Below are 23,784 nucleotides of genomic sequence, written 5' to 3' on the forward strand. Positions count from 1 at the left end.
GTACCATGGGCATTATTCAAATTGCCGCCGTTATTGTTTTTTTAGTGCTGCTCGTTAAACCGTTAGGCACTTACCTATATCATGTGTTCAAGAATGAATCGAACGGTACGGATAAATTTTTCGCCTTTGCGGAGAGGCCTATCTTCGCCCTGATCGGGTTGAAAGACGCGAAGGGAATGACCTGGAAAACGTATGGGCTCAGCTTTTTGTTAACGAATGTCGTGCTGGTGGCCGTTTCATACTTGATTTTACGTTTGCAGAAGTTTTTGCCGCTTAATCCTAACGATATCGGCAATATGGAGCAGACGCTTTCGTTCAACACCGTCATCAGCTTCATGACGAATACGAACCTGCAGCACTACAGCGGGGAGACGGGCTTATCTTACTTCTCCCAAATGGCCGTTATCATGATGATGATGTTCACCTCGGCTGCGACCGGCTTGTGTGTGGCAATCGCGTTCATCAGGGCGATTACGAGCAAAGGCCGGACGATGGGGAACTTCTTCCAGGATTTCGTAAAGGCTCACACCCGCGTGTTTTTCCCGCTGGCCATTATCGTGACGCTGCTTCTGGTGGCGCTTCAGGTGCCGCAAACGCTCAAGCCGACAATATCGGTAACGGGACTGGAAGGGCAGGAGCAAAACATAGCGATCGGACCGGTTGCTTCGCTGGAATCCATCAAGCATCTGGGTACGAACGGCGGCGGTTTTTTTGGAGTCAATTCGGCTCATCCGTTCGAAAATCCGAATGCGCTGACCAATATTATTGAAATTTTGTCCATGTGGTCGCTCGCCGCAGCGCTTCCTTATACGTTCGGTCTGTTTGCCAAAAACCGCAAGCAGGGCTGGGTCATTTTTTCGGCGATGATGATTTTGTTCGTCATGTTCCTGTCGCTTGTTTATGTCTCGGAATCGAACGGCAACCCGGTGATGAACCGTCTCGGCATCGACGCTTCCCAAGGCAGCATGGAAGGGAAAGAAGTGCGTTTCGGCATTCCGCAATCCGCCTTGTTTACGGCGGTTACTACGGCGGCTACGACCGGCACCGTCAACAATATGCATGATACGCTGACGCCGCTCGGCAGCATAACGCCGCTTGCGCTGATGATGCTGAACTGCGTGTTCGGGGGAAAAGGCGTCGGGCTTGTGAACATGCTCATGTATGCGATTTTGGCCGTTTTCCTGGCAGGTTTGATGGTCGGCAGGACGCCCGAATTTTTGGGCAAAAAGATCGAAGCCCGCGAGATGAAGCTGATTGCGATTGCGATTTTGGCGCATCCGTTAATTATTTTGGCTCCGACGGCGATTGCGCTGATTTCGGAGGTTGGCAAAGCGGCAATTACGAATCCGTCCTTCCACGGAATTTCGCAGGTGCTCTATGAGTACACGTCGTCCGCGGCGAACAACGGCTCCGGCTTCGAAGGCCTTGGCGACAACACGCCGTTCTGGAATATTTCGACGGGGCTCGTGATGCTGCTGGGCCGGTATATTTCGATGTTTGCGCTCCTTGCCGTCGCCGGCTCCTTGCTGCGGAAGCAGCCCGTTCCGGAAACGGTCGGCACGTTCCGCACGGATAACGGTTTGTTTGTCGGAATACTAGTCGGTACCGTGCTGATTATCGGCGCGCTGACGTTTTTGCCGGCGATTGTGTTGGGGCCAATAGCCGAACATCTGACAATCCGTTAATAGAAGGGAGTACATCATAAATGAGTGCGAAAAGAAAAAAGCTGTTAACCGGCAGTATCGTGAAACATGCGGTGAAGGACAGCTTCATCAAGCTTAATCCGATCGCGATGATGAAAAATCCGGTTATGTTCGTAGTTGAAGTCGGAACGCTGATCGTACTTCTGATGTCGATCTTCCCCGGATATTTCGGTACGGAAGAGGATATCGGATTCAATCTGACGGTATTTTTCATCCTTCTGTTCACCGTTCTGTTCGCCAATTTCGCAGAGGCGCTCGCCGAAGGGCGGGGCAAAGCGCAGGCGGATTCCTTGAAGAAGTCAAAGACGCAAATTACTGCGAACAAAGTCGTAAACGGCGGCATCAAGCTTGTTCCGTCGACGGAGCTGCGCAAGGGGGACATTGTGGCCGTATCGCAAGGAGAAATGATTCCCGGCGACGGCGAAGTGATCGAAGGCCTCGCATCGGTCGATGAGTCCGCGATTACCGGTGAATCCGCGCCGGTCATCAAGGAGGCCGGAGGCGATTTCAATTCCGTAACGGGCGGAACCCGGGTGGTGAGCGACAAAATCATCGTTCGGATTACGAACGATCCGGGCGAATCGTTTATCGACCGCATGATTTCACTGGTAGAAGGGGCCAAGCGCCAGAAGACGCCGAACGAGATCGCCTTGAATACGCTGCTTACAAGTTTGACGATCATTTTCCTGATCGTGGTCATCACGCTTGCGCCGATCGCAAACTATTTGGAAATCGAGCTTACCGTTCCCGTACTTATTTCCTTGCTCGTTTGTTTAATCCCGACAACGATCGGCGGTTTGCTTTCCGCTATCGGCATCGCCGGCATGGACCGGGTTACGCAGTTTAATGTGCTTGCCATGTCGGGCAAAGCGGTTGAGGCGTCGGGCGATATCAATACGATGATTTTAGATAAAACCGGAACGATCACCTTCGGCAACCGGATGGCGAGCGCGCTGATTCCGGTCGGAGCGGCCGGCGGGACTGCTCTAGCGGAATGGGCTGCGATAAGCTCCGTGAAGGATGAAACGCCTGAAGGCCGATCGGTACTGGAATTTATGAAAAAGCAGGGGCTCTCCTATAACGATACCGTCGCAGCAGGCGGGGAATTCATCGAATTCAAAGCGGAGACCCGGATGAGCGGCATCGATTTGCAGGACGGCCGCAAGGTGCGCAAAGGCGCGGTCGATGCCGTAAGGAAATGGGTAGAAGCGCAAGGCGGCGCCATTCCAGGCGACTTGAGCGCCAAAAGCGACGATATCGCGAGGGAAGGCGGAACGCCGCTCGCCGTTGCGGTCGATGCGCAGCTCTTCGGTTTGATTTATCTCAAAGATACCGTCAAACCCGGGATGCGCGAACGATTCGATCAGCTTCGAAAGATGGGCATCAAAACGATCATGTGTACCGGCGACAATCCGCTGACTGCTGCAACGATCGCGCGTGAAGCCGGTGTCGACGATTTTATAGCGGAGAGCAAGCCGGAAGACAAAATCGCAGTCATCCGCCGGGAGCAAGCGGAAGGCAAACTCGTGGCGATGACGGGGGACGGAACGAACGATGCGCCTGCGCTGGCACAGGCCGATGTGGGGCTGGCGATGAACAGCGGTACGACGGCGGCGAAGGAAGCGGCCAATATGGTCGATTTGGATTCCGATCCGTCCAAAATCATCGAAGTCGTGGCCATCGGGAAGCAACTGCTGATGACCCGCGGCGCCTTAACGACGTTCAGTATCTCCAATGACGTCGCCAAATATTTCGCGATCATTCCGGCGATGTTTACGATCGCCATTCCGCAAATGGAAGCTTTAAACGTGATGAACCTGGGCTCGCCGATATCGGCTATTTTATCGGCTTTAATTTTCAATGCGATCATTATCCCGCTGCTCATTCCGCTCGCCATGAAAGGCGTGGCCTACAAGCCGATGAGCTCGGCCAAATTGCTGCAGCGCAACTTATTCATCTACGGTTTGGGCGGCGTTATCGTACCGTTTATCGGAATTAAGCTGATCGATCTGATCGTGCATGTATGGATTTGACCATAGGGAAAGAGAGTTGAAGAAGGATGAACAACCCGGCGAATGCAGGGTCGGAAACGGCCCGTTTGTCACTCGGCATCGTAATCAGAATCAGCTTCGTATTTATCGTTTTATGCGGAATTGTCTACCCGCTTCTATGTACCGGTGCCGCGCAGCTGCTGTTTCCGTCGCAAGCGAACGGCAGCATGATCGAAAATAGCGAAGGGGAAGTCGTAGGCTCCGAACTGATCGGGCAAAAATTCGACGACCCCAAGCACTTCCAAGGCCGCGTATCGAGCATCGATTATAAAGCGGAAGCGTCGGGGAGCAACAACTATGCGCCTTCCAACCCGGATATGCTGAAGCGCACGGAGGAATCGATCGAAGCATGGAAGCAAAATAACCCGGACGTTCCGGTAAGCTCGCTTCCGATCGACTTGATCACCAACTCCGGCTCCGGTCTGGACCCGCATATCACTCCGGAATCGGCCAAGGTGCAGGTGCCGAGGATCAGCAAGCTGACGGGGCTGGAGGCCGCACAGCTCGAGAAGCTTGTCGACGAGCATACGGAAGCCCGCGAGCTGGGTGTGTTCGGAGAGCCGCGCGTTAATGTGCTGAAGCTGAACTTGGCGCTGGATGCGCTTTTGAACAAATAATCCCATAACGAGAAAAAGTCAGGATAAAGCCGATTTATCCGGACTTTTTCTTTTTGCCGCCATCCGCCCTATACAACTATTTAGGACGTGTCTGAAAACCCGCTCGGGGTCATCTTTCACCGCCTTTTCGCCCTATGCTTCGTTCCGTTTGCTTGCCGTACCCCGGTACGCCTTCCCAAACGCGCCTTGCCTAGAACGAAAATTCGGCAAAATCTGTTCCCCTCGGAGTATTCAGACACGCCCTAGAAGATTTGCCATACTAATAAACATATAAAGCTTGCCGGAGCAACGTAATCGATAAGAGAAAGGAGGTCAGTATGGAAACGTTCAGAAGGAAAACGCCGGAAGAGCTGCTCTTGTCCATCTATAAGCTGCACAGCGGAAGACTTAAAGTTTATATCGGGGCCGTAAGCGGGTCGGGGAAAACGTATCACATGCTCAGGGAAGGACAAACCTTAAAGCAGCAGGGGATCGATGTCGTCATCTGTGCGGTTTCTACGATGCGGCGTCCGGAAACGATGGAGCAGCTCGGCGACTTAGAACGAATTCCGAGCATCCATTGGTTTAAAGACGATACGGAAAAAAAGGACTTGAACATCGACGCTTTAGTCGCGCGAAATCCGGAGGTCGTGCTTGTGGACGGCCTTGCCCACCGGAATCGGAAGGAGGCGCGTTTCCCGACAAGGCTTGACGATATCCGATTTTTGCTTAGCCGTGGAATCGGGGTCATTACGACTGCAAACGTTTATGAGCTTGAAGATGTAGGGGAGATCGCCAAAAAACTGACCGGCATCGAGGTTTGCGATACGGTGCCCGCGAACACGCTGGAGCTTGCCGATGAGGTCATTTTGGTTGATGTGACTCCTGAGACGATGCTGAACCGTTTTGCGGAAGGAAGCCTGCGGGGACAAAGCGCCGAAATGCTCAAACGCGGCAATTTGGCGGTTATGCGCGAGCTGTCTCTTCGTTTGGTGGCCGAAGGCGTGAATGAATCGCTTGAAAGGTACCGGGAACAATTGGGGCTGGTCGGACCCTCGGGTGCGGCGGAGCGTATTTTGGTTTCGATGCAGTACCATTGGAACGGCTCCATCTATGTGCGCAGGGGACAGCAAATCGCCAAGCGATTGAACGGAGAGCTGCTTGTCGTAACGTTTACGATCCCGGACAAAGAGCTGAGCAAGGAAGCTGCCGCATTCAAACGCTCCTTATTGAAGCTGGTCGAACGGATCGGCGCGGAATTCGAGGAGCTTCCTTTGCCTTCCAGAAGGTCGCTGCCTGACGTTTTAGTTCAATATGCGCTTGCAAACAACGTTACGCGCATCGTGCTCGGACATTCGAAGCAAACGAAATGGCAGGAGTTTTGGCAGGGTTCGATCGTTCACGACATGCTGAAAAAGACGCGCAACATCGATATTTTCATCGTGGCGGATCGTGCGGAGCATGAGGGGGAGCGCATTTTGCCGGCGCGTATGTCCAAGCCTGAAGAAGAAGCGGAGCTGTTTCGGCGTTTGAGTTCGCAAGAACTGGAGCACAAAATCAAACAAATGAAACGGGGACGTTTCAAAGTATATATCGGTGCGGCACCTGGAGTCGGTAAAACGTATGCGATGCTGCGGGAAGGCAACGATCTGCTTAAGAAAGGCATTCAAGCCTGCGTCGGGTTGCTTGAAACGCATGGCCGGAAAGAAACGCTCGTTCAAGTCGGCGCTCTGGACGTTCTTCCGCGGAAAACGATCGAATATAAGGGGACGCGGCTGGAAGAGATGGATACGGAAGCGATTCTGCGCAAAAATCCGGAAGTCGTGCTTGTCGACGAGCTTGCTCACACGAATGTCCCGGGCAGCAAGTATAAGAAGCGGTACGAGGATGTGCTGGAAATTTTGGCCGCCGGTATTTCCGTTATTACGACGGTTAATGTGCAGCATCTGGAAAGCTTGAACGATTCCGTGGAGCAAATAACGGGCGTACGGGTCAGGGAAACGGTTCCCGATCATATTTTGAAGCTGGCCGATGAAGTGCAGTTGATCGATGTCACGCCGCAGACGCTTCAGCAGCGAATGCGGGACGGCAAAATATACGCGGCGGATAAAGTGCAGCAGTCTCTTAACCATTTTTTCAAAACCGGGAACCTGATCGCGCTTCGGGAGCTGGCGCTGCGGGAAATAGCGGACGATGTGGATGAGCGGCTGGAGTCCTGGGAGCGCTCAAGCTCACTCCGCGGGCCGTGGCGGCGCAAAGAGGTGATTTACGTTTGCGTAAATCGCACTCCGCATGCCGAGCGTTTGATTCGCCGGGGCTTTCGCATCGCCCACCGTTTAAAGGCAGTCTGGTATGTGACGTATGTACGGCTTGGGCAGAACGTTGACGGTTTCGAGAAGGATGAGCGGCTGGAAGCGTTACGCACGTTGACCGAACGATTGGGCGGCAAATTCGAAATCGTGACAACGAAGCATCGAAGAGAAATGCCGCTAGTGCTGGTGCAGAAGGCAAACGAATACCGTGCGACGCAGATGATTATCGGCCAATCCAAGATATCCTTCTGGAAAGAGCTGCGGCAAGGCTCGATCGTGAAAAAACTGCTCCGCTCCACCCGCCATATGGATGTTTTGGTTGTCGCCGATTATGACCCGATCGTTTCGGGGAGTATGTAGTTCTTTATAAGTTGAACCAATAAAATGGATGGAGTGTCAATTCCCAATTGTAATTAGGGGTACTGAAAGTTACTATTAAGGTATACGATCCAGTAGAAATCGCCGGGCTAACTTGAAAGGAAAGCAATATGAAAATATTGAGTATTAACAATCACGGGTTAGTATTGCGAGATGAGCACAATAATGAGCGATTTATTGATTTTGCTGTGTGCAATGAGAATTGGATTGAGCACCACCGGCGGATTAAAAACTTGAATGATGAGGATGTAAACGAACTGCGCGTTAGGAGTAGATGTATCGGTCAAAGAGATATTTGCGGAAAACCGCCGTATTTCGAATTTTTTACTTGTCCGACTACCAAGATCGAGTTTACGTCATTTTGGGCGAAGAGACGTTTCAGAGAATGGCAAAGAATTATTGTTCAAGCCGGATGGTCGACCTTTGATCTAAGTTGATATAAAGAAAAACTAACACCCTGTGCCGTCATCGAATAGTAAAGCTTCCGAAAGGAGATATCGTCATGGAAGGCAACGCGTTCGCTTCAATAGACGAGTATATCGCTCAATTCTCTCAGGAGATTCAAGAAATCCTTCAATCGGTAAGAAAAGTCATTAAAGATTCCGCACCCGAAGCGACGGAAAAAATAAGCTATCAAATGCCGACTTTTGCACTACATGGGAATTTGGTGCATTTTGCCGGGTACAAAAATCATATCGGCTTTTATCCGGCTCCAAGCGGGATTGAAGCTTTCAAAAAGGAGTTGTCCGTCTACAAAGGAGCTAAAGGATCGGTGCAATTTCCTTTGGATAAACCGATGCCTTATGATTTAATTAGCAGGATCGTGAAATATAGAGCGGCTGAAAATACGGAAAAAGCGAGCGCCAAGTCGAAAAAGAAGAAATGACGGCGAAAAAACGGGCTAAGCAATTATATTGCTTGCCCGTTACTTTTTACTTTTGCTCGTTCGACGCATGTTGCTTCAATAAAAGCTCGATATCCACGCCGTTTATGACAAGGCCGGTAATATCGCAGTTTTCCAGCCGCACATTCGATAAATTGCAATCCGTAAACGATCCTTGCTGCAAGTTGCAATTTGAGAACTGTACGGGTTGTTTGTTGTGTTCTACATCAGGCTGGTTCTGGTTGCCGTACCCGATCCAGCGAAAAAACGCCCCGCCCCATTGAGCGCCGTCTATCTTAAGCTCGCTCAAATTGGCATCGGAAATGGAAAGCCCCGTAAGATTTACATCATTCATTTTCATTCCGCTAAGATTGCAGCATTGAATAGCCATCCCGCTAAGATTGCAGTTTTTAAAGTCTGAATTAATAACCTCGGAATTCACAGCAGTCAGGGTATTTTTTTCATTTTCTAATTTCAGATCAATCACTCCTAAATTTTGGTAGGTAATAGTTTCCATTTTATACGATAGATTCTTACGTGTCTACGATAATTCGAGAGCGTACATAAATCGGGAAACGGCAACAAACCGCCTGCTTATGAAGCCGGCGGTTATTTTCTTGGTGCGACTATTCTTTCTTATAAACAAGCGGCGTAATGGCGTTCGCGGCGATATCGCCGGGCTTCAGGTCAGGGAAAACAGCCGCGAAATCGCTGCGTCTTGCGTTGCTGTCCGGCTCGAGTGTCCGCGTGCCGTCCGCATAATAGATGATGGTCATAACCTCCCGCATCGAATCGGTAGGGTTGCCCGGCGCGCTATGCAGCGTCCAGCCGTTGTGGAACGTGGCGTCACCGGCCGCCATTGCCCCGTAATTGACGATATCGAAGCCTTTTCCATCGATATATTGCTTGAGCGTGCGATGGGATTCATCCGAAATGACCAGCTTGCTGATGTAACCGGCTTCCTGCGAGCCGGAAGCGAAGCTCATCGTACCGACCTCAGGCGAAATCGGAACGAGAGGCATCCACATCGTAACCGTTTTGTCCGTATCGAGCGGCCAATAGATTTGATCCTGATGCCAAGGGGTATGGCCGCCGCCCGGCTCTTTGAAGAGAGCTTGATCATGGTAGATGCGAACGCCGTCTACTCCGAGCAGCTCGGCAGCGATTTTCGCAAACCGGCGTGCGAGGGTGAATCGGCGGGCAGCTTCGCTTTTGACCCACAGATTTCCGATTTGAATAAACGCTTTGCCGTAAGTGTCGCGTTCGTGAATCGGCTTGTTGTGATAGTTGAGCTCTTTAACCAAGTCGGAAATGACCGGCCGGTAAACGCTCAGCTCCTCGGGAGATACGACTTGACGCAGCATGATATGGCCGTTTCGCTGGTAATCGGAAATTTGTTCGGCCGTCAAGGAATAGTCGGATGAAAGCTCGGGAAGATTTAACGCTTCGTTCGTCATTACACTGCTCCTCCTTCAAATAGACGGTTTGTGCAAAGGGCTTGGCATCCCGTCAATCGGGCGCAGCCGAAATGCCTCGTCTCTTGCTTCCCATTATAGCGGGCATCAGGGTGTTCGGCTTTGTCTCGCTCCCCCGTATCGTTTGTCAAAAACAACTGTAAAATTGCATCCTGTTTATCGTCGGAATATAGACATCCCGCGCAGGTTTTCACGGTATGGATTCGTTGACACATGTATGAAACAGGTATACACTATTGGTGATTGCATTGGGGATGTAACAAGCAATGTTAGAAGGGGACATTTCCGGAAAGGCAGAGGGATTATTATGATCATCGATATGCATACCCATGTATGGGGCGGGCAATATGAAGCGCATACCCGCGATCTGTTGAAGGCTTGCGAGCTATATGGCATTTCCAAAATGTACGTTTCCGGAATTGCCGCGCAATATCCCGACGAGCAGCAAATCGGGCAGCATAACCTGGACGTGTACCGTTTTATGAAGGAATATCCGGAGCTTGTAGAGGGATATTGCTATGCGACCCCCCGTAACGGCAACAGTTTGGACGTTCTTAAGCAAGGGATCGAAGAGTACGGGATGTCCGGCATGAAGCTGTGGATTGCAACCTACTGCGACGATCCGCTTGTATATCCGCTTGTTGAGCAGTGCATTGAATATAACGTGCCGATTTTGCTTCATTCTTTCCATAAAGCGGTCAATCAGTTGCCTGATGAAACGGTGGGCACGCATGTCGCTAATCTCTCCCGCCGTTATCCGGAGGCCAAGCTCATAATGGCGCATCTCGGGGGTAATTGCTATCACGGAATCAAGGCGATCCGGAGCTGCAGCAACGTATGGGTCGATATTTCGGGATCGTTATTTCGCCGGGACGAGATCGATTACACGGTAAAGCAAATAGGCGCGGACCGGATTTTATTCGGTTCAGACATGCCGGGGTGCACATACGTTCTGAACTTCGGACAAATCGAAGAAGCGGACTTGACGCCTGCTGAAAAAGAGCTAATCTACTATATAAATACGCTGAAGCTTTTTGATAGGGGATTCCGCCCTGCGCTCGGAGGGAATAAATAATGGCGATCGACGTGAATTGTTTATTGGGCCATTGGCCGTTTCGCAAGCTGTACAAAAATACGCTTCGCGATCTGCAGGAGGTTCATGCGGCGAACGGTATTCAGGAAGGGTATGTCTCGTCCTTGAACAGCATTTTTTACAATGATTGCTTTGAAGGCGATGAAGAACTGCACGAAATGATCAAAGGCTCTTCCTATCATCATGTGCAAACGATCGATCCGGCGATGCCCGGTTTTTCAGAAGACATAGATGAAGGCGTTCGCCGGTTTTCCAGCAAAGCGCTCCGGATTTATCCGACTTTTCACGGATACTCGCTGCAGGATCCCGATATGAAATTGTTATGCGTCAAGGCTAAAGAGCATCGTCTTCCGCTTATGATTACGATCCGGATGGAAGATGAGCGGCTGAATCATATTTTTGCCCCGTCCGTGCTTGCCATGGCTGAGCTTGAGCTATTTCTGCAGGAAAATCCGGAGATTGACGTCATTTTATTGAATATTCGTTACGCGGAGCTGCAGGCGCTGAAAGAAACGATTCAAACGCGCGGTAATGTTTATTTCGACGCTTCCGGATTGAAGGACCAAATGTTCGTCGTTGAGAAACTATTGCAAGACTTCGACAAGGAGCATCTTTTGTACGGCTCCCAACATCCGCTGTATTGCTTGAAAAGCACGCTGCTTCTCGTCCAGTTGGCCGAAATCGACGAGGAGTCGAAGAAAGCGATTTTGGGCGATAACGGCAAAACGGTATTTGGCGGCGCATAGGCTTGCGCATTAGGTGGATAAAACGTGGGACGCTCCGGTAACGGGGCGTTTTTTATATGCCGGAAAGTAAAACCCGACATTAAAGACGCCGGCACGCGTTTACCCTTATACATTGTACCTCTCCGTAAAAAGCTTGATTACGTTTCTGAATTTCCAGTCGAGCTTCATTTCGACGGAGGACCAAATATCGGGAGGAATCTCCTTGTAATAAGCATGTGCTATACCTCCCGCCATGCTGGCGATCGTATCGCTGTCGCCGCCGATCGAGACGGCTTTTCGAATCGCATCCTCGAAGCTTTCGGATTCCAGGAAAGCGATGACCGCTTCGGGTACCGAGCCTTTGGCGCTCGAATCAAAAACATAGTTTGGCCGTATTTCGTCAAGCGTTCTAGACAGCTTATAACGGAAATTCTTCTCTATAAATAGCTTCATGTCTTGCTTGGACGCCCCTGTTCGAGCGAGAAAAACGCAAGCGGCGATCGCCTGCGCTCCGCGAATACCGTGCCGATGATTATGGGTAATCTCAGCCGAACGTTTGGCCTCCCGCAAAACATCCTCCAAGTTGTCGAACGCGAATCCGATCGGACATACTCGCATCGCAGCTCCGTTGGCGTATGAACGATAAGGTTTGTCGGAGCTTGCTTTCGCCCACTCCTCGAACATTTGCCCGTAACCCGCATCGGGGAACATCCGGGCATACTTTTGCAGCGAATTGCGATACGACGCTCTTGCATAAAACTTATCCGAAAACCAATTTTTCCTTGGCTGCCTATGCAGTAAAGCGTCCGCGACAGCGACCGTCAGAACGGTATCGTCCGTATATCGGGATAAACGGCTAAAAAGCGGGAAGTCCGTCGATTTGGTATTGTGCCACTCATAAACGGAACCGATTACGTCTCCGGCTATCGCTCCGAGCATGTTTGCTTACCTCCTCGTAAAAGCCGGCTGCGAAGACCTGATATTCTTCCTATACTGCATAGGTGAAATGCCGACAATCGACTTGTAAAACCTGGAAAAATTCGACAATTCTTCGAATCCGAGAGATTCGGCTATTTCCATAATGCTCATATCCGCAGTTGCGAGCAGCGTTTTGGCTCTTTCGATTTTCAGTTGGCGGTGCATAAGGATCGGCGAGGTCCCGAACAGCTCCTTGAACCGGGCGCTCGCGTAGGCGTCGTTCAGATGAAGCTCCTTGGCTATTTCTTTCAGCGTCAGCCTAGAGCCGATATGACGGATCATGCCGCACAACAGGCCGAGAAAGGGAGTTGTGATCGGAGGCCGAACGGCGGAGGACTCATGGCTGAGCGCGCTGTCCAGTAGGATGGACAGCACCTCAAGACTTTTGGCTTTCCGGTAAATGGCCGCCGTTATCGGGTGGTTGTGGCCGTAAGCGTGCATGAGCTGGCCGAAGGCAATTTCGAACTGCTCGCTTTGACATAGGCGATATACATAAGGAATATCGAACAAAGCCAAAACATCGATGCAATGATCGATTTTATAGGTAAAGTGCCACCAGAGAAACACCGTTTCTTCATCCGAATCCTTAAATTGATCGTGCTCTACATGGGGAGGGATAAAAATAACCGTGCCGGGATTAAGCACATACGTGCGGTCGCCGACACGAAGCTTGGCCTTTCCCTGTTTGACATAGGTCATCATATAGAAGGATTTCAGAACGCGATTGAAAATGCCGATTTCCCGGCGCGCATGAACGTCAAATTTGACAACGTCGATATCCGCATGCTCCAGTAAAAACAGAAGAGACTCGTTCATAAGAATCGCGATTCCTCCATTCTTTAGAGCATAATCGTACAACACTATCATCAGCATATCATAAGCGCCGTCAATCGGGAATCGTACCGGCGGAAGTTGCAGCCGCTTTCGGCAAAGCTATCCGTACTGCGCGCGGCTTTCCGTGGTTGGTATAAAGCTGTCCAGCAAAACCGCGGGGGCTTGATGCGCTCGCCCTAGATGCTGAGTGGGGATATACCGATCATCCGGCGCTTAACGTTTCGAACGCTGCGAACGCTTAAGGCTTCACCACGGCCATTTTGCAGATAATCATCTCGAAAAGCTCCAAATCCAGCAAGGAATCCTCCGCTGTCGTGATCGGATCTGCGCCTATCGCAACGACGTCATACCAATGCTCGAGCTCGATAACATAAGCATCTTTGAAAGTCGGACGGATCGTTCTTTCCTCGTAGGCATCCTCTACGGTTTCTTTGATATGCAAAGCAGTGGGCAGCTGCCGGATGTACGGGGTATTGTACTGAACCTTGATCGTTTTCTCCGGCCCGTAAACCTCGATAAAAGCATCGAATCTTCGCTGCCGGTCCACACCGACCTCATAGCTGGCGATAAAGCTTCCGTAATCGAACAGCACATGGCAAAAATCTTCGCATACGACGCAGGAAACGACGCCCTTCGGCATGCCGAGCATGTGCCTCATCGCAGATAAATCGTGACAGCTCAGGCTGGTCAGCAGCGCATACAAGCTGCGCGTTTCCGCCGCCGCGTCTTCTCCGAGAGCCTCGCGAAATTGCATTTCGATTCTAGCGGAGCGTTCTTCGGACAAATGGGCGGGAATATCGTTCGGCCGATACACCTCGCTGCTTTGTTCGATAAAAAACCTGTTATAACCGATAATATCGCGGACATGCACGTAATTGATCTTTTCCAGCTTATTCACTTCATCAAGCGCAAGGCGAAAAGCGGGGGCGAATCGGCGCATATAACCTACCATGACCTGGCGGTTCGCGGCATTTTTCTCACGAATGATCGCTTCCGCATCCTCTTTCGTCAAACACATCGGCTTTTCCACGAATACGTGCTTTCCCTCGCGCAATGCGGCGATCGCGGATTCTTTATGGATATCGTCGCTGTTCAGCACGAATACCGCATCCAGCTCAGACAGCCGAACGAGCGAACGAAAGTCCGTAAACCTGCGGGCTTCGGGCACGCGATATTTTTCCCCAATAAAGGACAATAGTCTATCCGATATGTCGCATATTGCGGCAATTTCGAATTTTTGATCCATCCTGTCCAGCAGCGGCAGATGAATGATTTGCGCCACTTCGCCCAGTCCGACGACGCCGATTTTTAAACGTTTCATTCGTAATTCCTCCTTGACGACTAATAGGTTCACAACTATCTTATCGAACGGCCGATCAAGGGAACATGGCATTTCTATGTGTAAAGTTATCACTTTTTTAGGTTTTCGTTTGCAAGAGAAAATCCCAGCGATGCTTGAACATTTCCATCAAAGTGGAAATCCGGGCGAATATCTCCTATACTTGTTAAGGGACTTGCAAGACTTGCACAAGAATATGGAATCGAGGAGAGGATCAACTTGTCGACTTTACCCAATTGCCCAAAATGCAATTCCGCATATACGTATGAAGACGGAAGTTTGTTGGTTTGCCCGGAATGCGCTCATGAATGGACGCTGCAAGCGGAAGGCGGCGACAGCGGCGATCAAAAGATCGTGAAAGACGCGAACGGAAATGTGCTGAATGACGGCGATACGGTTTCGGTGATCAAAGATCTGAAAGTGAAAGGCAGCTCATCGGTTATCAAAATCGGCACGAAAGTCAAAAACATACGTTTAGTCGACGGCGATCATGATATCGATTGCAAAATCGACGGATTCGGCGCTATGAAATTAAAATCCGAGTTTGTGAAAAAAATATAGCGCGGCCGCATGCAGCGGAACAAGTTTGGGGCTCTCCGATATGGAGAGCTTTTTTTGGTTTAGCGGGAAAGGATATCACGATAGCGGCGCCAAAACTCAGTATGTCTGGCGGAAGATTGAAGAGCGAATATGGCGCCAATTGCTCTCATGCCGGAAACGTGTTCGATTTTTCGAAAAAAACGCCTCGACAGGCTATTTTTGAAAACAGGATTGCTTCCGAAATCAATCGAGTGTATTATTATACAAAATAATGAATAATAATAAAAATGGGCGGGTGGGAGCGACGATGGGATACAAAGTGTTTGTCGACGGGCAAGAAGGCACGACTGGTTTGAAAATCTTTGATTATATTTCCAAAATACCGGAGCTGGACATTCTTACGATAGAGTCGGATAAAAGAAAAGAACCCGCAGCGCGGAGCCGGTTGCTTAATGAAGCCGATATCGTGTTTTTATGCCTGCCGGACGCTGCCGCCAAGGAGTCGGTGGAGCTTGTTACCAACACCAAGACCAAAATAATAAACACGAGCAGCGTATTCAGAACGGACCCTAGCTGGGTATTCGGGCTGCCGGAACTGAAAAACCAAAGAGACGCCATTCGAACGGCGACTCGATTATCCGTTCCCGGCTGTCATGCGACCGGGTTTATTCTAAGCGTCAGACCGCTGGTCGATGCCGGCGTTTTGCCAAGCGATTACCCGGTATCCTGTTACTCTGTAACGGGTTATTCCGGAGGCGGAAGAAGCAAAATCCGAGTGTACGAGGATGCCGAGGCGGTCGCTGCAGGCAAATTGGACGTACCGAGACATTACGCGCTGCAGCAAAATCATAAGCATTTGCCTGAAATGAAAATGTATGCTGGCCTTGCCTATGAACCTATTTTTACGCCTATTATTGCGAATTACGCTCAAGGTCAAGCCATGTCGATTCCATTAACAAGCAGGTACCTGCACAAGAACGTCACCGCTCAACATGTTCACGAACTGTTGTCCGCCTATTACGACTCGGAGCCGTTCGTCCGCGTTATGCCTTATAATTCCGAGGTTTTTCTTGACGACGGCTATTTTCCGATAACGGCATGCAATAACACGAACAAATTGGAAATATTCGTTTTCGGCCGGGAGGACCGTTTCCAAATCGTCTCCAGATACGATAATTTGGGCAAAGGCGCTTCGGGCGCCGCCATTCAAAATTTGAACCTGATGCTCGGTTTTGACGAGCGTAATTGTTTGGAGTAGCCTCCCAGTTAGAAGCTCTCGAATCCCCCCCCTGACGAAAAAAGGAAGTGACGGCGTATCCGCCGAACACTTCATTGACCTTGTAGCATTTCAACTTTTATCCTATAGATTTTAAGGGTGTAAGGCATTTGATCGTGCAACAGTTCGTCATCGTCATAATGAGGCAAAGGTTATTATCAGTGAGGCAAACTTCACTATTTCACACGGAAAACCCGTGTTTTGGCGAGGTAATGAGGCAAACGCAATTATTAGTGAGGCAAACGAAATGAATAATTGCGTTTGACTCACTACCGGGCGAGAACGAGCGTTTTCCCGTTGGAATAGTGAGGCTAGCCTCAGAAACAATAAGGTTTTCTCCACTAATCGCACGTTTCGTGCATAATCATCATTACGACATAGAATCACTACCTCTATTTCACGTGAGTACTGTCGAGAGCGCCTCTGAGCTCCCTTTAGCCGTGAGAGGGAGACTGTCGATTAACTTCCACAATTGGAGTAAATATACGCTAGAGTGCATAGTGAAGAGTTTCGAAACTCCTGTAACGTCTCATTCTTACTCAAAACACACGGATTACTCCAGCAAACTAAGCTTTTAGCGACTTAATGTCACACATGAGCCACTTGGTCGGCCTAGCTAATACAGTCTTATGCATCATGCTGAGTTAATCGACAGTCTCCGAGGCACGGATAAATCATCCAAAGTGACCCCATTGCTCGCTGTAGCCGTGTGAGGTGCGGTTAAATCACCAATAGTCACCCGAAGCTCCATTTAGCTGTGCGAGGCACGGTTAAATCATCCAAAGTGACCCCATTGCTCGCTGTAGCCGTGTATGGCACGGCTAAATCACCTCAAACTACTCCAATACTCCCTTTAGCCGTGCGTGAAATGGCTGTGGAGTTACATGCCACATTCGTCGAATTAAGGCAGCACAGCCGGTTTAATCTCCCAAAGTCACCCCATTGCTCCCTTTACCCGTGCGAGGCACGTCCTTTTTTACGGATATTCTCATCTCTCCGTATTTAAGTAGGCTGTCATATAATCCAAAAACAGTTGGCACGCGTCGGAACGCGTTCTGTCGTGGCGCTCGATCCAGAGAAGCTGACGCTGCAGCGGCGGATCGATCGGAACCAGAGTAAGTTCACTCCCGATGCTCGTCTCCGTTCTTTGCCACATACGGTATGCGTTGGCGGGAATCAAAGCAACGCCGAGGTTTGCGCGGACAAGCTCCTTGATGACATCGTACTGATGGACGACGAGACGAACCTGAGGCTGTATAGCCAATTGCTTAAACAGCGGCAGGATGAAGCTCTCGTACCAGCGATTTAAGGTAGAGAGAATCAGCGGTTGCTGATGAAGCTCGACGAGCGGCACAAGGTCCCTACAGGACCATGGATGGCTGGAAGGGATTAGCAAGCCGAATTCCTCGATATGAAGCGGCAGCTCGCGTAATTGCGGATGGGAAACGGAGGCGGTGACGATTCCCGCTTCCATATGATGCCCGAGCACCCAATCCAAGACGGCTTCACTCAGCCCCTGCTCGATTTCCAAATCAATCGATTCGTTGCAGCTCACGAACTCCGGCAAAAATTGCGGCAGCATATACCATACGAACGTCGGGTACATGGCCAATCTCACGTAGCCGCGCCCGGACAGCCCCAAATCTTTGATGCTCCGAGAGGCCATTTCCCAATCCGCCAAAATCCGCTCGCTATGAAACAGCAGTCTGTTGCCTGCCTCGGTAAGCTTGATTCCCCTGCCCGTCCGAATGAACAGTTCGGTGCCGATCTCGTTCTCCAATCTTGCCATCTGCTTGCTCAGCGCGGGCTGCGCGATGTGAAGCTCCTGCGCCGCTTTCGTGAAGTTTCCGAGCCTCGCGATACATTGAAAGTACTCCAGAAGTTGAAGCTGCATGGCTGCATCACCATTCCTAATCATTATTTCAGAAAATGGCCACTTAATCTATTATAACAGTATTTATTCAATATCTAGATATTCCATTTTAGTTATATCAGTGATGAATATTATATATTGGACGCTATTGGCCGTCAATTCTAGAATGAGGATGAAAGCAGCTAGTTGGACGCATTAATCCATCCCAATTTAGGAGGCAAGCCACAATGCCGAAAGTTGAAGCAACCCGAATCGATCCGATCACGCTGGAAATTTTATGGACCCGCCTGATTCCTATCGCGGACGAGACGGCAACGATTTTGAAGAGAACATCTTTCTCGCCGACGGTGCGGGAATCGAACGATTACTCCTGCGTGCTGTTCGACGAAAATGGAGACACGTTGGCCGAGAATACGATCGGCATTCCTTCCTTTAACGGCGTCATGTCGCGCGCGTTGAAAAGTATCTTGAACATTTATCCGAGGCAATCATGGCGTCCCGGCGACGTCGTCATTACGAACGATCCGTGGATCGCGTCCGGTCACCTGCTGGACATCACTTGCGTTATTCCGATCTTTTACCGGGATAAGCTGGTCGGTTTCTCGGGAAGCATTGCCCATATGGCGGATATGGGCGGCAGCGGCTGGGCTTCCGACGGCAGGGAGGTTTACGAGGAAGGCATCTGCATCCCTCCGTTGTTCCTCTACAAGGAAGGCAAGGCGAACGAGGATTTGATCAAAATTTTGCGCGGCAACGTGCGGGTTCCGGACGAAGTGCTTGGCGATGTTCACGCGCAGATCGCGGCGGGACGCGCAGGAGCGGCGCTGCTGATCGAATTGCTGGAGGAAAACGGGATCGAGGACATTTCTCCGATATCGCGCGAAATACAAGATAAAGCGGAGCAAGCCATGCGCAAAGCCGTCACAGCCATTCCGGACGGTGAATATAGTCATGAAATGCAAACGGACGGTTACGACGGCGAACCTATCGAGTTGAAGGTTAAAGTTACGGTTACCGGGGATAAACTGGTCATCGATTTCACGGGGTCATCGCCGCAGATCGGCCATGCGATTAACGTTCCTTATAACTACACGCACGCATACACTTGTTTTCCGGTGAAGTGCGCCATCGACTCGCTGACCCCGCGCAACGAAGGTTCTTACCGTCCGTTTACGGTAGTCGCGCCAGAAGGCAGCGTTCTCAATCCGCTTTTCCCGGCTCCGGTGAATGGAAGGCATTTGGTCGGGCATTTCCTGTCCTGTGTCGTCTACGGCGCGCTGGCCAAAGCACGATCTCATTCACCGTCTGTTCTTCTCTCAACACTTCCAGAACGACCTTCGTCTTAAATTCAGCGAAAGGCGTGCTGCTCGGCGCTGTCCCTGGCGTCAAAAGAGGAAAAGTAACGATTATCGGCGGTGGGGTCTCCGGTACGCAGGCAACGAAAATGGCCGTTGGACTGGGCCCGCTTGTCACCATTATCGATTCGTCCGTGGAACGGCTAAGGCAGTTGGAGGATCTGTTCGGTTTCCAGGTTCAGACGCTGATGTCCGATCCGATGTCGATTGCCGTCGCGGTAGCCGAATCCGATCTTATCATCGGCGCCGTATTGATTCCCGGCGCTAAAGCGCCGAAGCTTGTGACGGACGAAATGGTGAAAGCGATGAAGCCCGGTTCGGTCATTATCGACGTCGCGATCGATCAGGGCGGAATCGTGGAAACAGCCGACCGGATTACGACACACGACAATCCGACCTACGAAAAACACGGCGTCATCCATTACGTGGTCGCCAACATGTTTCAGGACAACGAAGTAACATCGATGACAAAACATTACTCTTTGAACTCTACTACCCGCTATCTATAATGAGAATCAGCTTAGCTACTTCATAGTTAAGTATGATCTGGGGGGATGGGTTTGCAAATGTGTGGGAAGACCAGCGGTAACCGAGAAAATGTTTATATACAGAAAATAAGATTCTTCAGTGTTGTTGTAATGTATGCAGATGAAGGAGGGAATCGACGATGACGAATTTCATGGAAGGTCTGAAAAACAACAATTTGACGCAATTATCGATTGAACTTGGGTGTGGCGCGGCAGATATTACACCGCCTGAAGGCACGTTTCTAATGGGCACTATTCATTGTAAGCGGTCGGCAGTACTATTTAAGGATCCCCTATATGCAAAAGCTATGATTATCCAATCCAATCAGCGCAAAGTATTAATTGTATCACTGGATGTAACCTTTATAATCGAAAAATATATTCACATAATCCGCAATTGGGCTGTTGAGCGCTTCGGATTCGATTGGGAGTCCGTGATGGTACATGCTACCCAGAATCATGGAGCCCCAGCCATTGGTTATACCAAATTCAGTGACACTTTTCCTTTTCCAGAGGAATTCGAATGGGTGAGGGGACAGCAAGCCAGTTATCATAACTATGCCATGGAACGTATATTTGAAGCAATTGAACAAGCTGCTTCTGATATTAAGCTCGTCCAATATGGCGTAGCTAGTGGAATTGAAGGCAGGGCATCTTTCAATAGGCGAATGGTAATGAGGGATGGATCGATTGGAATGCCGCGAGGGATACTTGCGAACAGCCTTTATCTGGAAGGCCCTATTGATGCAGAAGTCGGGGTCATGTGCTTTAAGAATGCGCAATCGGAGGTGGTTGCGGCCATATTGAATTATACCTGTCATCCTGTTCATGAGCTGGGTGTAGTGGGAATTGTGACAGCGGACTGGCCAGGCAAATGGTCATTACAGCTGGCGGATAAATTAGGCTTTAATTGTTTTTCCCTTGTTTTGAATGGGGCTTGCGGAAACATTAACCCTTGGGGCAATTACGATCCGGATTATATCGAGGACTCTGCCCGCATGGCAAAGTTGCTGACAACCGAGACAGAGAAAGTGATTTCTCGCATGGACTTTACAAATAAGGTTACACTCGATTGGGCTTTTAAAGTTTTGAAAATCCCGATTAGAGAGCCCGATCCGGACAAACTGGCGGCAGCAGAAGCGCTTCTCGTAAAACAACCTGCTCCATTTTGGGTAGATACTGTTAACGAAATTATAGATCACGACTGGGTACTGGCTGCTCAGGTCGTGGATGTCAATAATCAACGAAAGCAGCAAGCTTATTATGAATATGAGCTTCAAGTTTTGCGGATCGGTAATGCCGTATATGTTGGTTTGCCTGGAGAGTTATTCGTAGAGGGCGGTTTAAAAATTAAACAGCACTCCAAAGCTGATTTTACTTATATCGTACATGCTACCGGAAATGCAGGATATATTCCATTCAAAGAGGCGTTTTCGCGTGGGGGACATGAACTGAATTACTCGAATTGGTCAAAGCTGGTGCCTGATGCTTTTGAAATAATCGTTGAAGAGGCAATTACACTAATTAATAAAATGTTAAATACCTAGTTATTACCAAATATAGATATAAAATACTCCTAAACTTTACTTGTCATAATCAAAGCGAAAGGAATGGGTTTAACAATGAAAATTACAGATGCGGGTGTCAGGAAAATTGGCGAAGCCCTTGATAAACTAATGACGGTGGATATTTCAGCCAGAGGAAGTATTGCAGTATTATATGAAGCGGCCCGAGCTCAACAGGAGGATTCTCTTAGCTATTCATCAATCCAGTTGCTGAAGAAATCCATCAAGCCGGGGGATTATGTATTCATAGTAACCGGGTGGGCGGATCAATATTGGAATGTGCCGCATTTCGGTGAATCAGACGGTCCTCCGGGAGCAGTAGCTTTGGCAAGAAGCCTAAGAATCGCATTCCAAGCACTACCTATCATTGTGACAGACGACTATTTGGTTGAAGGGATGAAGAAAATCGTTAATGGGTCTGGCATGCATTGTTCTCCTCCCGATAATTTAGCGGCTTCTATTGATAGCTCCAGAGGATTCGCTTGCGTACCAACTGCAGCGGTTATTCCCTTTCCCCAGGATGCCCAAACAGGCGAACTTGAAGCTGCAAGATTAATCGAATTCTATAAGCCAGCAATGTGTATTTCCATTGAAAGAGGCGGAATGAACGAACTGGGCAGAATTCATGGTATGGGGGGATTTGATTATACCGATTCACAAGGCAAATTGGACTATCTCTTTCTCGAAGCAACCCGCAGGGGCATAACGACAATGGGCATTGGTGATGGAGGCAATGAAATTGGAATGGCCAATATTGCGGAAACCATCCGGGAGAAGGTAAACCATGGTGTAAAAATTGTACCTTCGACGAAGGTAGATCTGTTAGTGCCTGCAACGATTTCGAATTGGGGAGGTTATGCGATTTCTTGTCTACTGGCAGCAAGCACAGGAGAGCTTGATGCAATGGTAGCTGAGGATATTGAAGACAGAGTGCTTAAAGCATGTGCAGATGCTGATTTTCATGACACAATTGGAGCCACTAATATGCCAAGTGTAGATGGCTGCCGAGCTCCAATTCATCTTGCCTTGATTAAATTAATGAGAGAAAGTGTCATGCAGGGAATGAGAAGGCACAGTGTCGATTCGTGAGGCAGGATGAAAGAGGGGAGACAAAATGGAAATCAATCAATTAGCTCGTCCGACTTGGGTAGAAATTGATCTTGATGCTGTAACAAATAATGTACGCGAATATACACAAATGCTAGAGGGACGCGCAATCATCATTGGTGCAATTAAAGCTCACGGGTACGGACATGGTCTTGTGCCGTTAGCCCATCATTTAGTTAGTAATGGAATTCCAATTTTGGCTGTAGGAAGTGTAAAAGACGGCAGGAAGCTTAGAAAGAGTGGCATAACAGCTCCAATTCAAGTGTTTGGAAATTCATTTCCACAATCAGCACATCTCTATGCGGAGCATAATTTAATGCCTACCTTTTATAACGCAAATGACCCTCAATTGTACCAGGCTTATTTAAGAGAAGACGTTCCATTAAAGATTTGGATTAAGGTTGAAACCGGCTTGGGCAGGCTTGGTGTGCCGTTGGAAGAGGTGGAGACAATGGTTGCATTTATAAATAACCATACCCCCTACATTATTGATGGAATATATACTCATATTGGAGCGAGAGCAGCTCTAGGAGACCCGAGTGACCGGGCATTCGTAGACCAACAGTGGGAGAGGTTTGAAGGACTGGCAACGCGTTTGAAACAATCCGGATGTAATATTCCCTATTTTCAAGCCGCAAGCAGTCCTGCTGCTATTTCAATGCCGCAGACCTGGATGAACTGTATTTCCATAGGCGGGGGACTGTTTAGCGATCCAGAGCCTATGATTCGTAAAATAGACCTTCACCTTCAGAATGCTTTTAAGGCGCTTCGATCCAAACTTATATCCGTGAAAAACTATAAAAAAGGCGAGCAGATTGGTGTTTACACTTTGACAAGGGATAGTGTGTTCGGAGTGGCGCCTATAGGCTTAGGAGATGGGCTGTCCGCTAAAAATAAAGATAATACCGTACTTGTTCGCGGACAAAGATGTTCGATAAGAGGTTCAATAAGTCTTGAGCATATTCGCATTGATGTTACGGATGTGCCTGGGGTTTCGGTTGGCGATGAAGTAACTCTAATCGGTAAGCAGGGAGGAGAAGAAATCACGGTGAACGAAATATGCCAGCGATTAGACATTTCATCCGCACAATTGTGGACTTCTATCAATCCTTCTTCTGTGCCCTATATATACTGGAGAGATGGGGGAATTTGGGCAATTGAGGAAAGCGAATAA

At 49.4% G+C, this 23,784-nt stretch carries 19 protein-coding genes and 1 pseudogene; 14 read left to right on the plus strand and 6 right to left on the minus strand.

What is annotated here, in order from left to right:
* Positions 1 to 5: 5 nt before the first annotated feature.
* The 5 genes from kdpA (at position 6) to DQG23_RS12215 (ending at position 7,926) form a co-directional block, all read left to right on the plus strand.
* Complete coding sequence (gene kdpA / locus DQG23_RS12190; protein ID WP_113031126.1) at positions 6 to 1,685, plus strand: potassium-transporting ATPase subunit KdpA; 1,680 nt, start codon at positions 6 to 8, stop codon at positions 1,683 to 1,685.
* Between the two features lie 20 nt (positions 1,686 to 1,705).
* The gene (gene kdpB, locus DQG23_RS12195) at positions 1,706 to 3,736 is read left to right on the plus strand and encodes a potassium-transporting ATPase subunit KdpB (protein ID WP_113031127.1); all 2,031 of its coding nucleotides are present in this window, start codon (positions 1,706 to 1,708) and stop codon (positions 3,734 to 3,736) included.
* 26 nt (positions 3,737 to 3,762) lie between these two features.
* Positions 3,763 to 4,371: a potassium-transporting ATPase subunit KdpC gene (kdpC, locus tag DQG23_RS12200; RefSeq protein WP_113031128.1), complete on the plus strand. Its 609-nt coding sequence runs from the start codon at positions 3,763 to 3,765 to the stop codon at positions 4,369 to 4,371.
* Positions 4,372 to 4,688: 317 nt separating this feature from the next.
* Positions 4,689 to 7,022 carry a universal stress protein gene (locus DQG23_RS12205; protein WP_113031129.1) on the plus strand — a complete coding sequence of 778 codons (2,334 nt, stop codon included), beginning with the start codon at positions 4,689 to 4,691 and terminating at the stop codon, positions 7,020 to 7,022.
* Positions 7,023 to 7,542: 520 nt separating this feature from the next.
* Positions 7,543 to 7,926 (plus strand): iron chaperone, encoded by a 384-nt coding sequence (locus tag DQG23_RS12215; protein ID WP_113031131.1) that lies wholly within the window; start codon positions 7,543 to 7,545, stop codon positions 7,924 to 7,926.
* Positions 7,927 to 7,972: 46 nt separating this feature from the next.
* Here DQG23_RS12215 and DQG23_RS12220 read toward each other — a convergent pair whose 3' ends face one another.
* Both DQG23_RS12220 and DQG23_RS12225 read right to left on the minus strand, forming a co-directional pair.
* A complete protein-coding gene (locus DQG23_RS12220; protein ID WP_113031132.1) occupies positions 7,973 to 8,440 on the minus strand; it encodes a pentapeptide repeat-containing protein in 468 nt (155 codons plus the stop codon).
* Positions 8,441 to 8,549: 109 nt separating this feature from the next.
* Positions 8,550 to 9,380, minus strand: a complete 831-nt coding sequence (locus tag DQG23_RS12225; RefSeq protein WP_113031133.1) for a phytanoyl-CoA dioxygenase family protein — start codon at positions 9,378 to 9,380, stop codon at positions 8,550 to 8,552.
* Between the two features lie 325 nt (positions 9,381 to 9,705).
* On the opposite strand from DQG23_RS12225, the gene DQG23_RS12230 reads away from it, so the two are divergent.
* Both DQG23_RS12230 and DQG23_RS12235 read left to right on the plus strand, forming a co-directional pair.
* Entirely contained in the window at positions 9,706 to 10,473 is a 768-nt protein-coding gene (locus tag DQG23_RS12230) for an amidohydrolase family protein (RefSeq protein ID WP_158560425.1), read from the plus strand.
* Positions 10,473 to 11,237, plus strand: coding sequence for an amidohydrolase family protein (locus DQG23_RS12235; RefSeq protein ID WP_113031135.1), 765 nt, complete (start codon positions 10,473 to 10,475; stop codon positions 11,235 to 11,237). The genes DQG23_RS12230 and DQG23_RS12235 overlap by 1 nt, the downstream gene beginning before the upstream one ends.
* Before the next feature lie 105 nt (positions 11,238 to 11,342).
* Here DQG23_RS12235 and DQG23_RS12240 read toward each other — a convergent pair whose 3' ends face one another.
* The 3 genes from DQG23_RS12240 to DQG23_RS12250 all read right to left on the minus strand — a co-directional run bounded on the left by DQG23_RS12240 (position 11,343) and on the right by DQG23_RS12250 (position 14,349).
* Complete coding sequence (locus DQG23_RS12240; RefSeq protein WP_113031136.1) at positions 11,343 to 12,155, minus strand: ADP-ribosylglycohydrolase family protein; 813 nt, start codon at positions 12,153 to 12,155, stop codon at positions 11,343 to 11,345.
* A 6-nt stretch (positions 12,156 to 12,161) separates the two neighbouring features.
* Entirely contained in the window at positions 12,162 to 13,067 is a 906-nt protein-coding gene (locus DQG23_RS12245) for a helix-turn-helix domain-containing protein (protein WP_113031137.1), read from the minus strand.
* A gap of 199 nt (positions 13,068 to 13,266) precedes the next feature.
* On the minus strand, positions 13,267 to 14,349 hold the full coding sequence (locus DQG23_RS12250; protein WP_113031138.1) for a Gfo/Idh/MocA family oxidoreductase: 1,083 nt from the start codon (positions 14,347 to 14,349) through the stop codon (positions 13,267 to 13,269).
* A 237-nt stretch (positions 14,350 to 14,586) separates the two neighbouring features.
* Between DQG23_RS12250 and DQG23_RS12255 the strand changes: the two genes are divergently transcribed.
* Together DQG23_RS12255 and argC are read left to right on the plus strand one after the other, a co-directional pair.
* Positions 14,587 to 14,928: a zinc ribbon domain-containing protein YjdM gene (locus DQG23_RS12255; RefSeq protein ID WP_113031139.1), complete on the plus strand. Its 342-nt coding sequence runs from the start codon at positions 14,587 to 14,589 to the stop codon at positions 14,926 to 14,928.
* Positions 14,929 to 15,214: 286 nt separating this feature from the next.
* On the plus strand, positions 15,215 to 16,165 hold the full coding sequence (gene argC, locus DQG23_RS12260) for an N-acetyl-gamma-glutamyl-phosphate reductase (RefSeq protein WP_113031140.1): 951 nt from the start codon (positions 15,215 to 15,217) through the stop codon (positions 16,163 to 16,165).
* Between the two features lie 1,006 nt (positions 16,166 to 17,171).
* Here argC and DQG23_RS12265 read toward each other — a convergent pair.
* Positions 17,172 to 18,077, minus strand: a complete 906-nt coding sequence (locus DQG23_RS12265) for a LysR family transcriptional regulator (protein ID WP_158560426.1) — start codon at positions 18,075 to 18,077, stop codon at positions 17,172 to 17,174.
* A 206-nt stretch (positions 18,078 to 18,283) separates the two neighbouring features.
* On the opposite strand from DQG23_RS12265, the gene DQG23_RS12270 reads away from it, so the two are divergent.
* From DQG23_RS12270 to alr, 5 genes and pseudogenes are all read left to right on the plus strand, one after another.
* Complete coding sequence (locus DQG23_RS12270) at positions 18,284 to 19,402, plus strand: hydantoinase B/oxoprolinase family protein (RefSeq protein ID WP_113031142.1); 1,119 nt, start codon at positions 18,284 to 18,286, stop codon at positions 19,400 to 19,402.
* 8 nt (positions 19,403 to 19,410) lie between these two features.
* Positions 19,411 to 19,920 (plus strand): annotated as a pseudogene (locus DQG23_RS12275) (alanine dehydrogenase); the annotation flags it as partial.
* Between the two features lie 158 nt (positions 19,921 to 20,078).
* Positions 20,079 to 21,485, plus strand: a complete 1,407-nt coding sequence (locus tag DQG23_RS12280; RefSeq protein WP_113031143.1) for a hypothetical protein — start codon at positions 20,079 to 20,081, stop codon at positions 21,483 to 21,485.
* 75 nt (positions 21,486 to 21,560) lie between these two features.
* Positions 21,561 to 22,592, plus strand: a complete 1,032-nt coding sequence (locus DQG23_RS12285) for a glutamate cyclase domain-containing protein (protein ID WP_158560427.1) — start codon at positions 21,561 to 21,563, stop codon at positions 22,590 to 22,592.
* Positions 22,593 to 22,617: 25 nt separating this feature from the next.
* Positions 22,618 to 23,784: an alanine racemase gene (gene alr / locus DQG23_RS12290; RefSeq protein WP_113031145.1), complete on the plus strand. Its 1,167-nt coding sequence runs from the start codon at positions 22,618 to 22,620 to the stop codon at positions 23,782 to 23,784.

Source organism: Paenibacillus contaminans (assembly GCF_003285015.1).
In the GTDB taxonomy this organism is placed as follows: Bacteria; Bacillota; Bacilli; order Paenibacillales; family NBRC-103111; genus Paenibacillus_V; species Paenibacillus_V contaminans.

What these genes read in the sequence shown, in the direction of transcription:
- kdpA (WP_113031126.1), top strand. Translation starts at nt 6, where the DNA reads ATGGGCATTATTCAAATTGCCGCCGTTATTGTTTTTTTAGTGCTGCTC.
- kdpB (WP_113031127.1), top strand. Translation starts at nt 1,706, where the DNA reads ATGAGTGCGAAAAGAAAAAAGCTGTTAACCGGCAGTATCGTGAAACAT.
- kdpC (WP_113031128.1), top strand. Translation starts at nt 3,763, where the DNA reads ATGAACAACCCGGCGAATGCAGGGTCGGAAACGGCCCGTTTGTCACTC.
- DQG23_RS12205 (WP_113031129.1), top strand. Translation starts at nt 4,689, where the DNA reads ATGGAAACGTTCAGAAGGAAAACGCCGGAAGAGCTGCTCTTGTCCATC.
- DQG23_RS12215 (WP_113031131.1), top strand. Translation starts at nt 7,543, where the DNA reads ATGGAAGGCAACGCGTTCGCTTCAATAGACGAGTATATCGCTCAATTC.
- DQG23_RS12220 (WP_113031132.1), bottom strand. Translation starts at nt 8,440, where the DNA reads ATGGAAACTATTACCTACCAAAATTTAGGAGTGATTGATCTGAAATTA.
- DQG23_RS12225 (WP_113031133.1), bottom strand. Translation starts at nt 9,380, where the DNA reads ATGACGAACGAAGCGTTAAATCTTCCCGAGCTTTCATCCGACTATTCC.
- DQG23_RS12230 (WP_158560425.1), top strand. Translation starts at nt 9,706, where the DNA reads ATGATCATCGATATGCATACCCATGTATGGGGCGGGCAATATGAAGCG.
- DQG23_RS12235 (WP_113031135.1), top strand. Translation starts at nt 10,473, where the DNA reads ATGGCGATCGACGTGAATTGTTTATTGGGCCATTGGCCGTTTCGCAAG.
- DQG23_RS12240 (WP_113031136.1), bottom strand. Translation starts at nt 12,155, where the DNA reads ATGCTCGGAGCGATAGCCGGAGACGTAATCGGTTCCGTTTATGAGTGG.
- DQG23_RS12245 (WP_113031137.1), bottom strand. Translation starts at nt 13,067, where the DNA reads ATGCTGATGATAGTGTTGTACGATTATGCTCTAAAGAATGGAGGAATC.
- DQG23_RS12250 (WP_113031138.1), bottom strand. Translation starts at nt 14,349, where the DNA reads ATGAAACGTTTAAAAATCGGCGTCGTCGGACTGGGCGAAGTGGCGCAA.
- argC (WP_113031140.1), top strand. Translation starts at nt 15,215, where the DNA reads ATGGGATACAAAGTGTTTGTCGACGGGCAAGAAGGCACGACTGGTTTG.
- DQG23_RS12265 (WP_158560426.1), bottom strand. Translation starts at nt 18,077, where the DNA reads ATGCAGCTTCAACTTCTGGAGTACTTTCAATGTATCGCGAGGCTCGGA.
- DQG23_RS12270 (WP_113031142.1), top strand. Translation starts at nt 18,284, where the DNA reads ATGCCGAAAGTTGAAGCAACCCGAATCGATCCGATCACGCTGGAAATT.
- DQG23_RS12280 (WP_113031143.1), top strand. Translation starts at nt 20,079, where the DNA reads ATGACGAATTTCATGGAAGGTCTGAAAAACAACAATTTGACGCAATTA.
- DQG23_RS12285 (WP_158560427.1), top strand. Translation starts at nt 21,561, where the DNA reads ATGAAAATTACAGATGCGGGTGTCAGGAAAATTGGCGAAGCCCTTGAT.
- alr (WP_113031145.1), top strand. Translation starts at nt 22,618, where the DNA reads ATGGAAATCAATCAATTAGCTCGTCCGACTTGGGTAGAAATTGATCTT.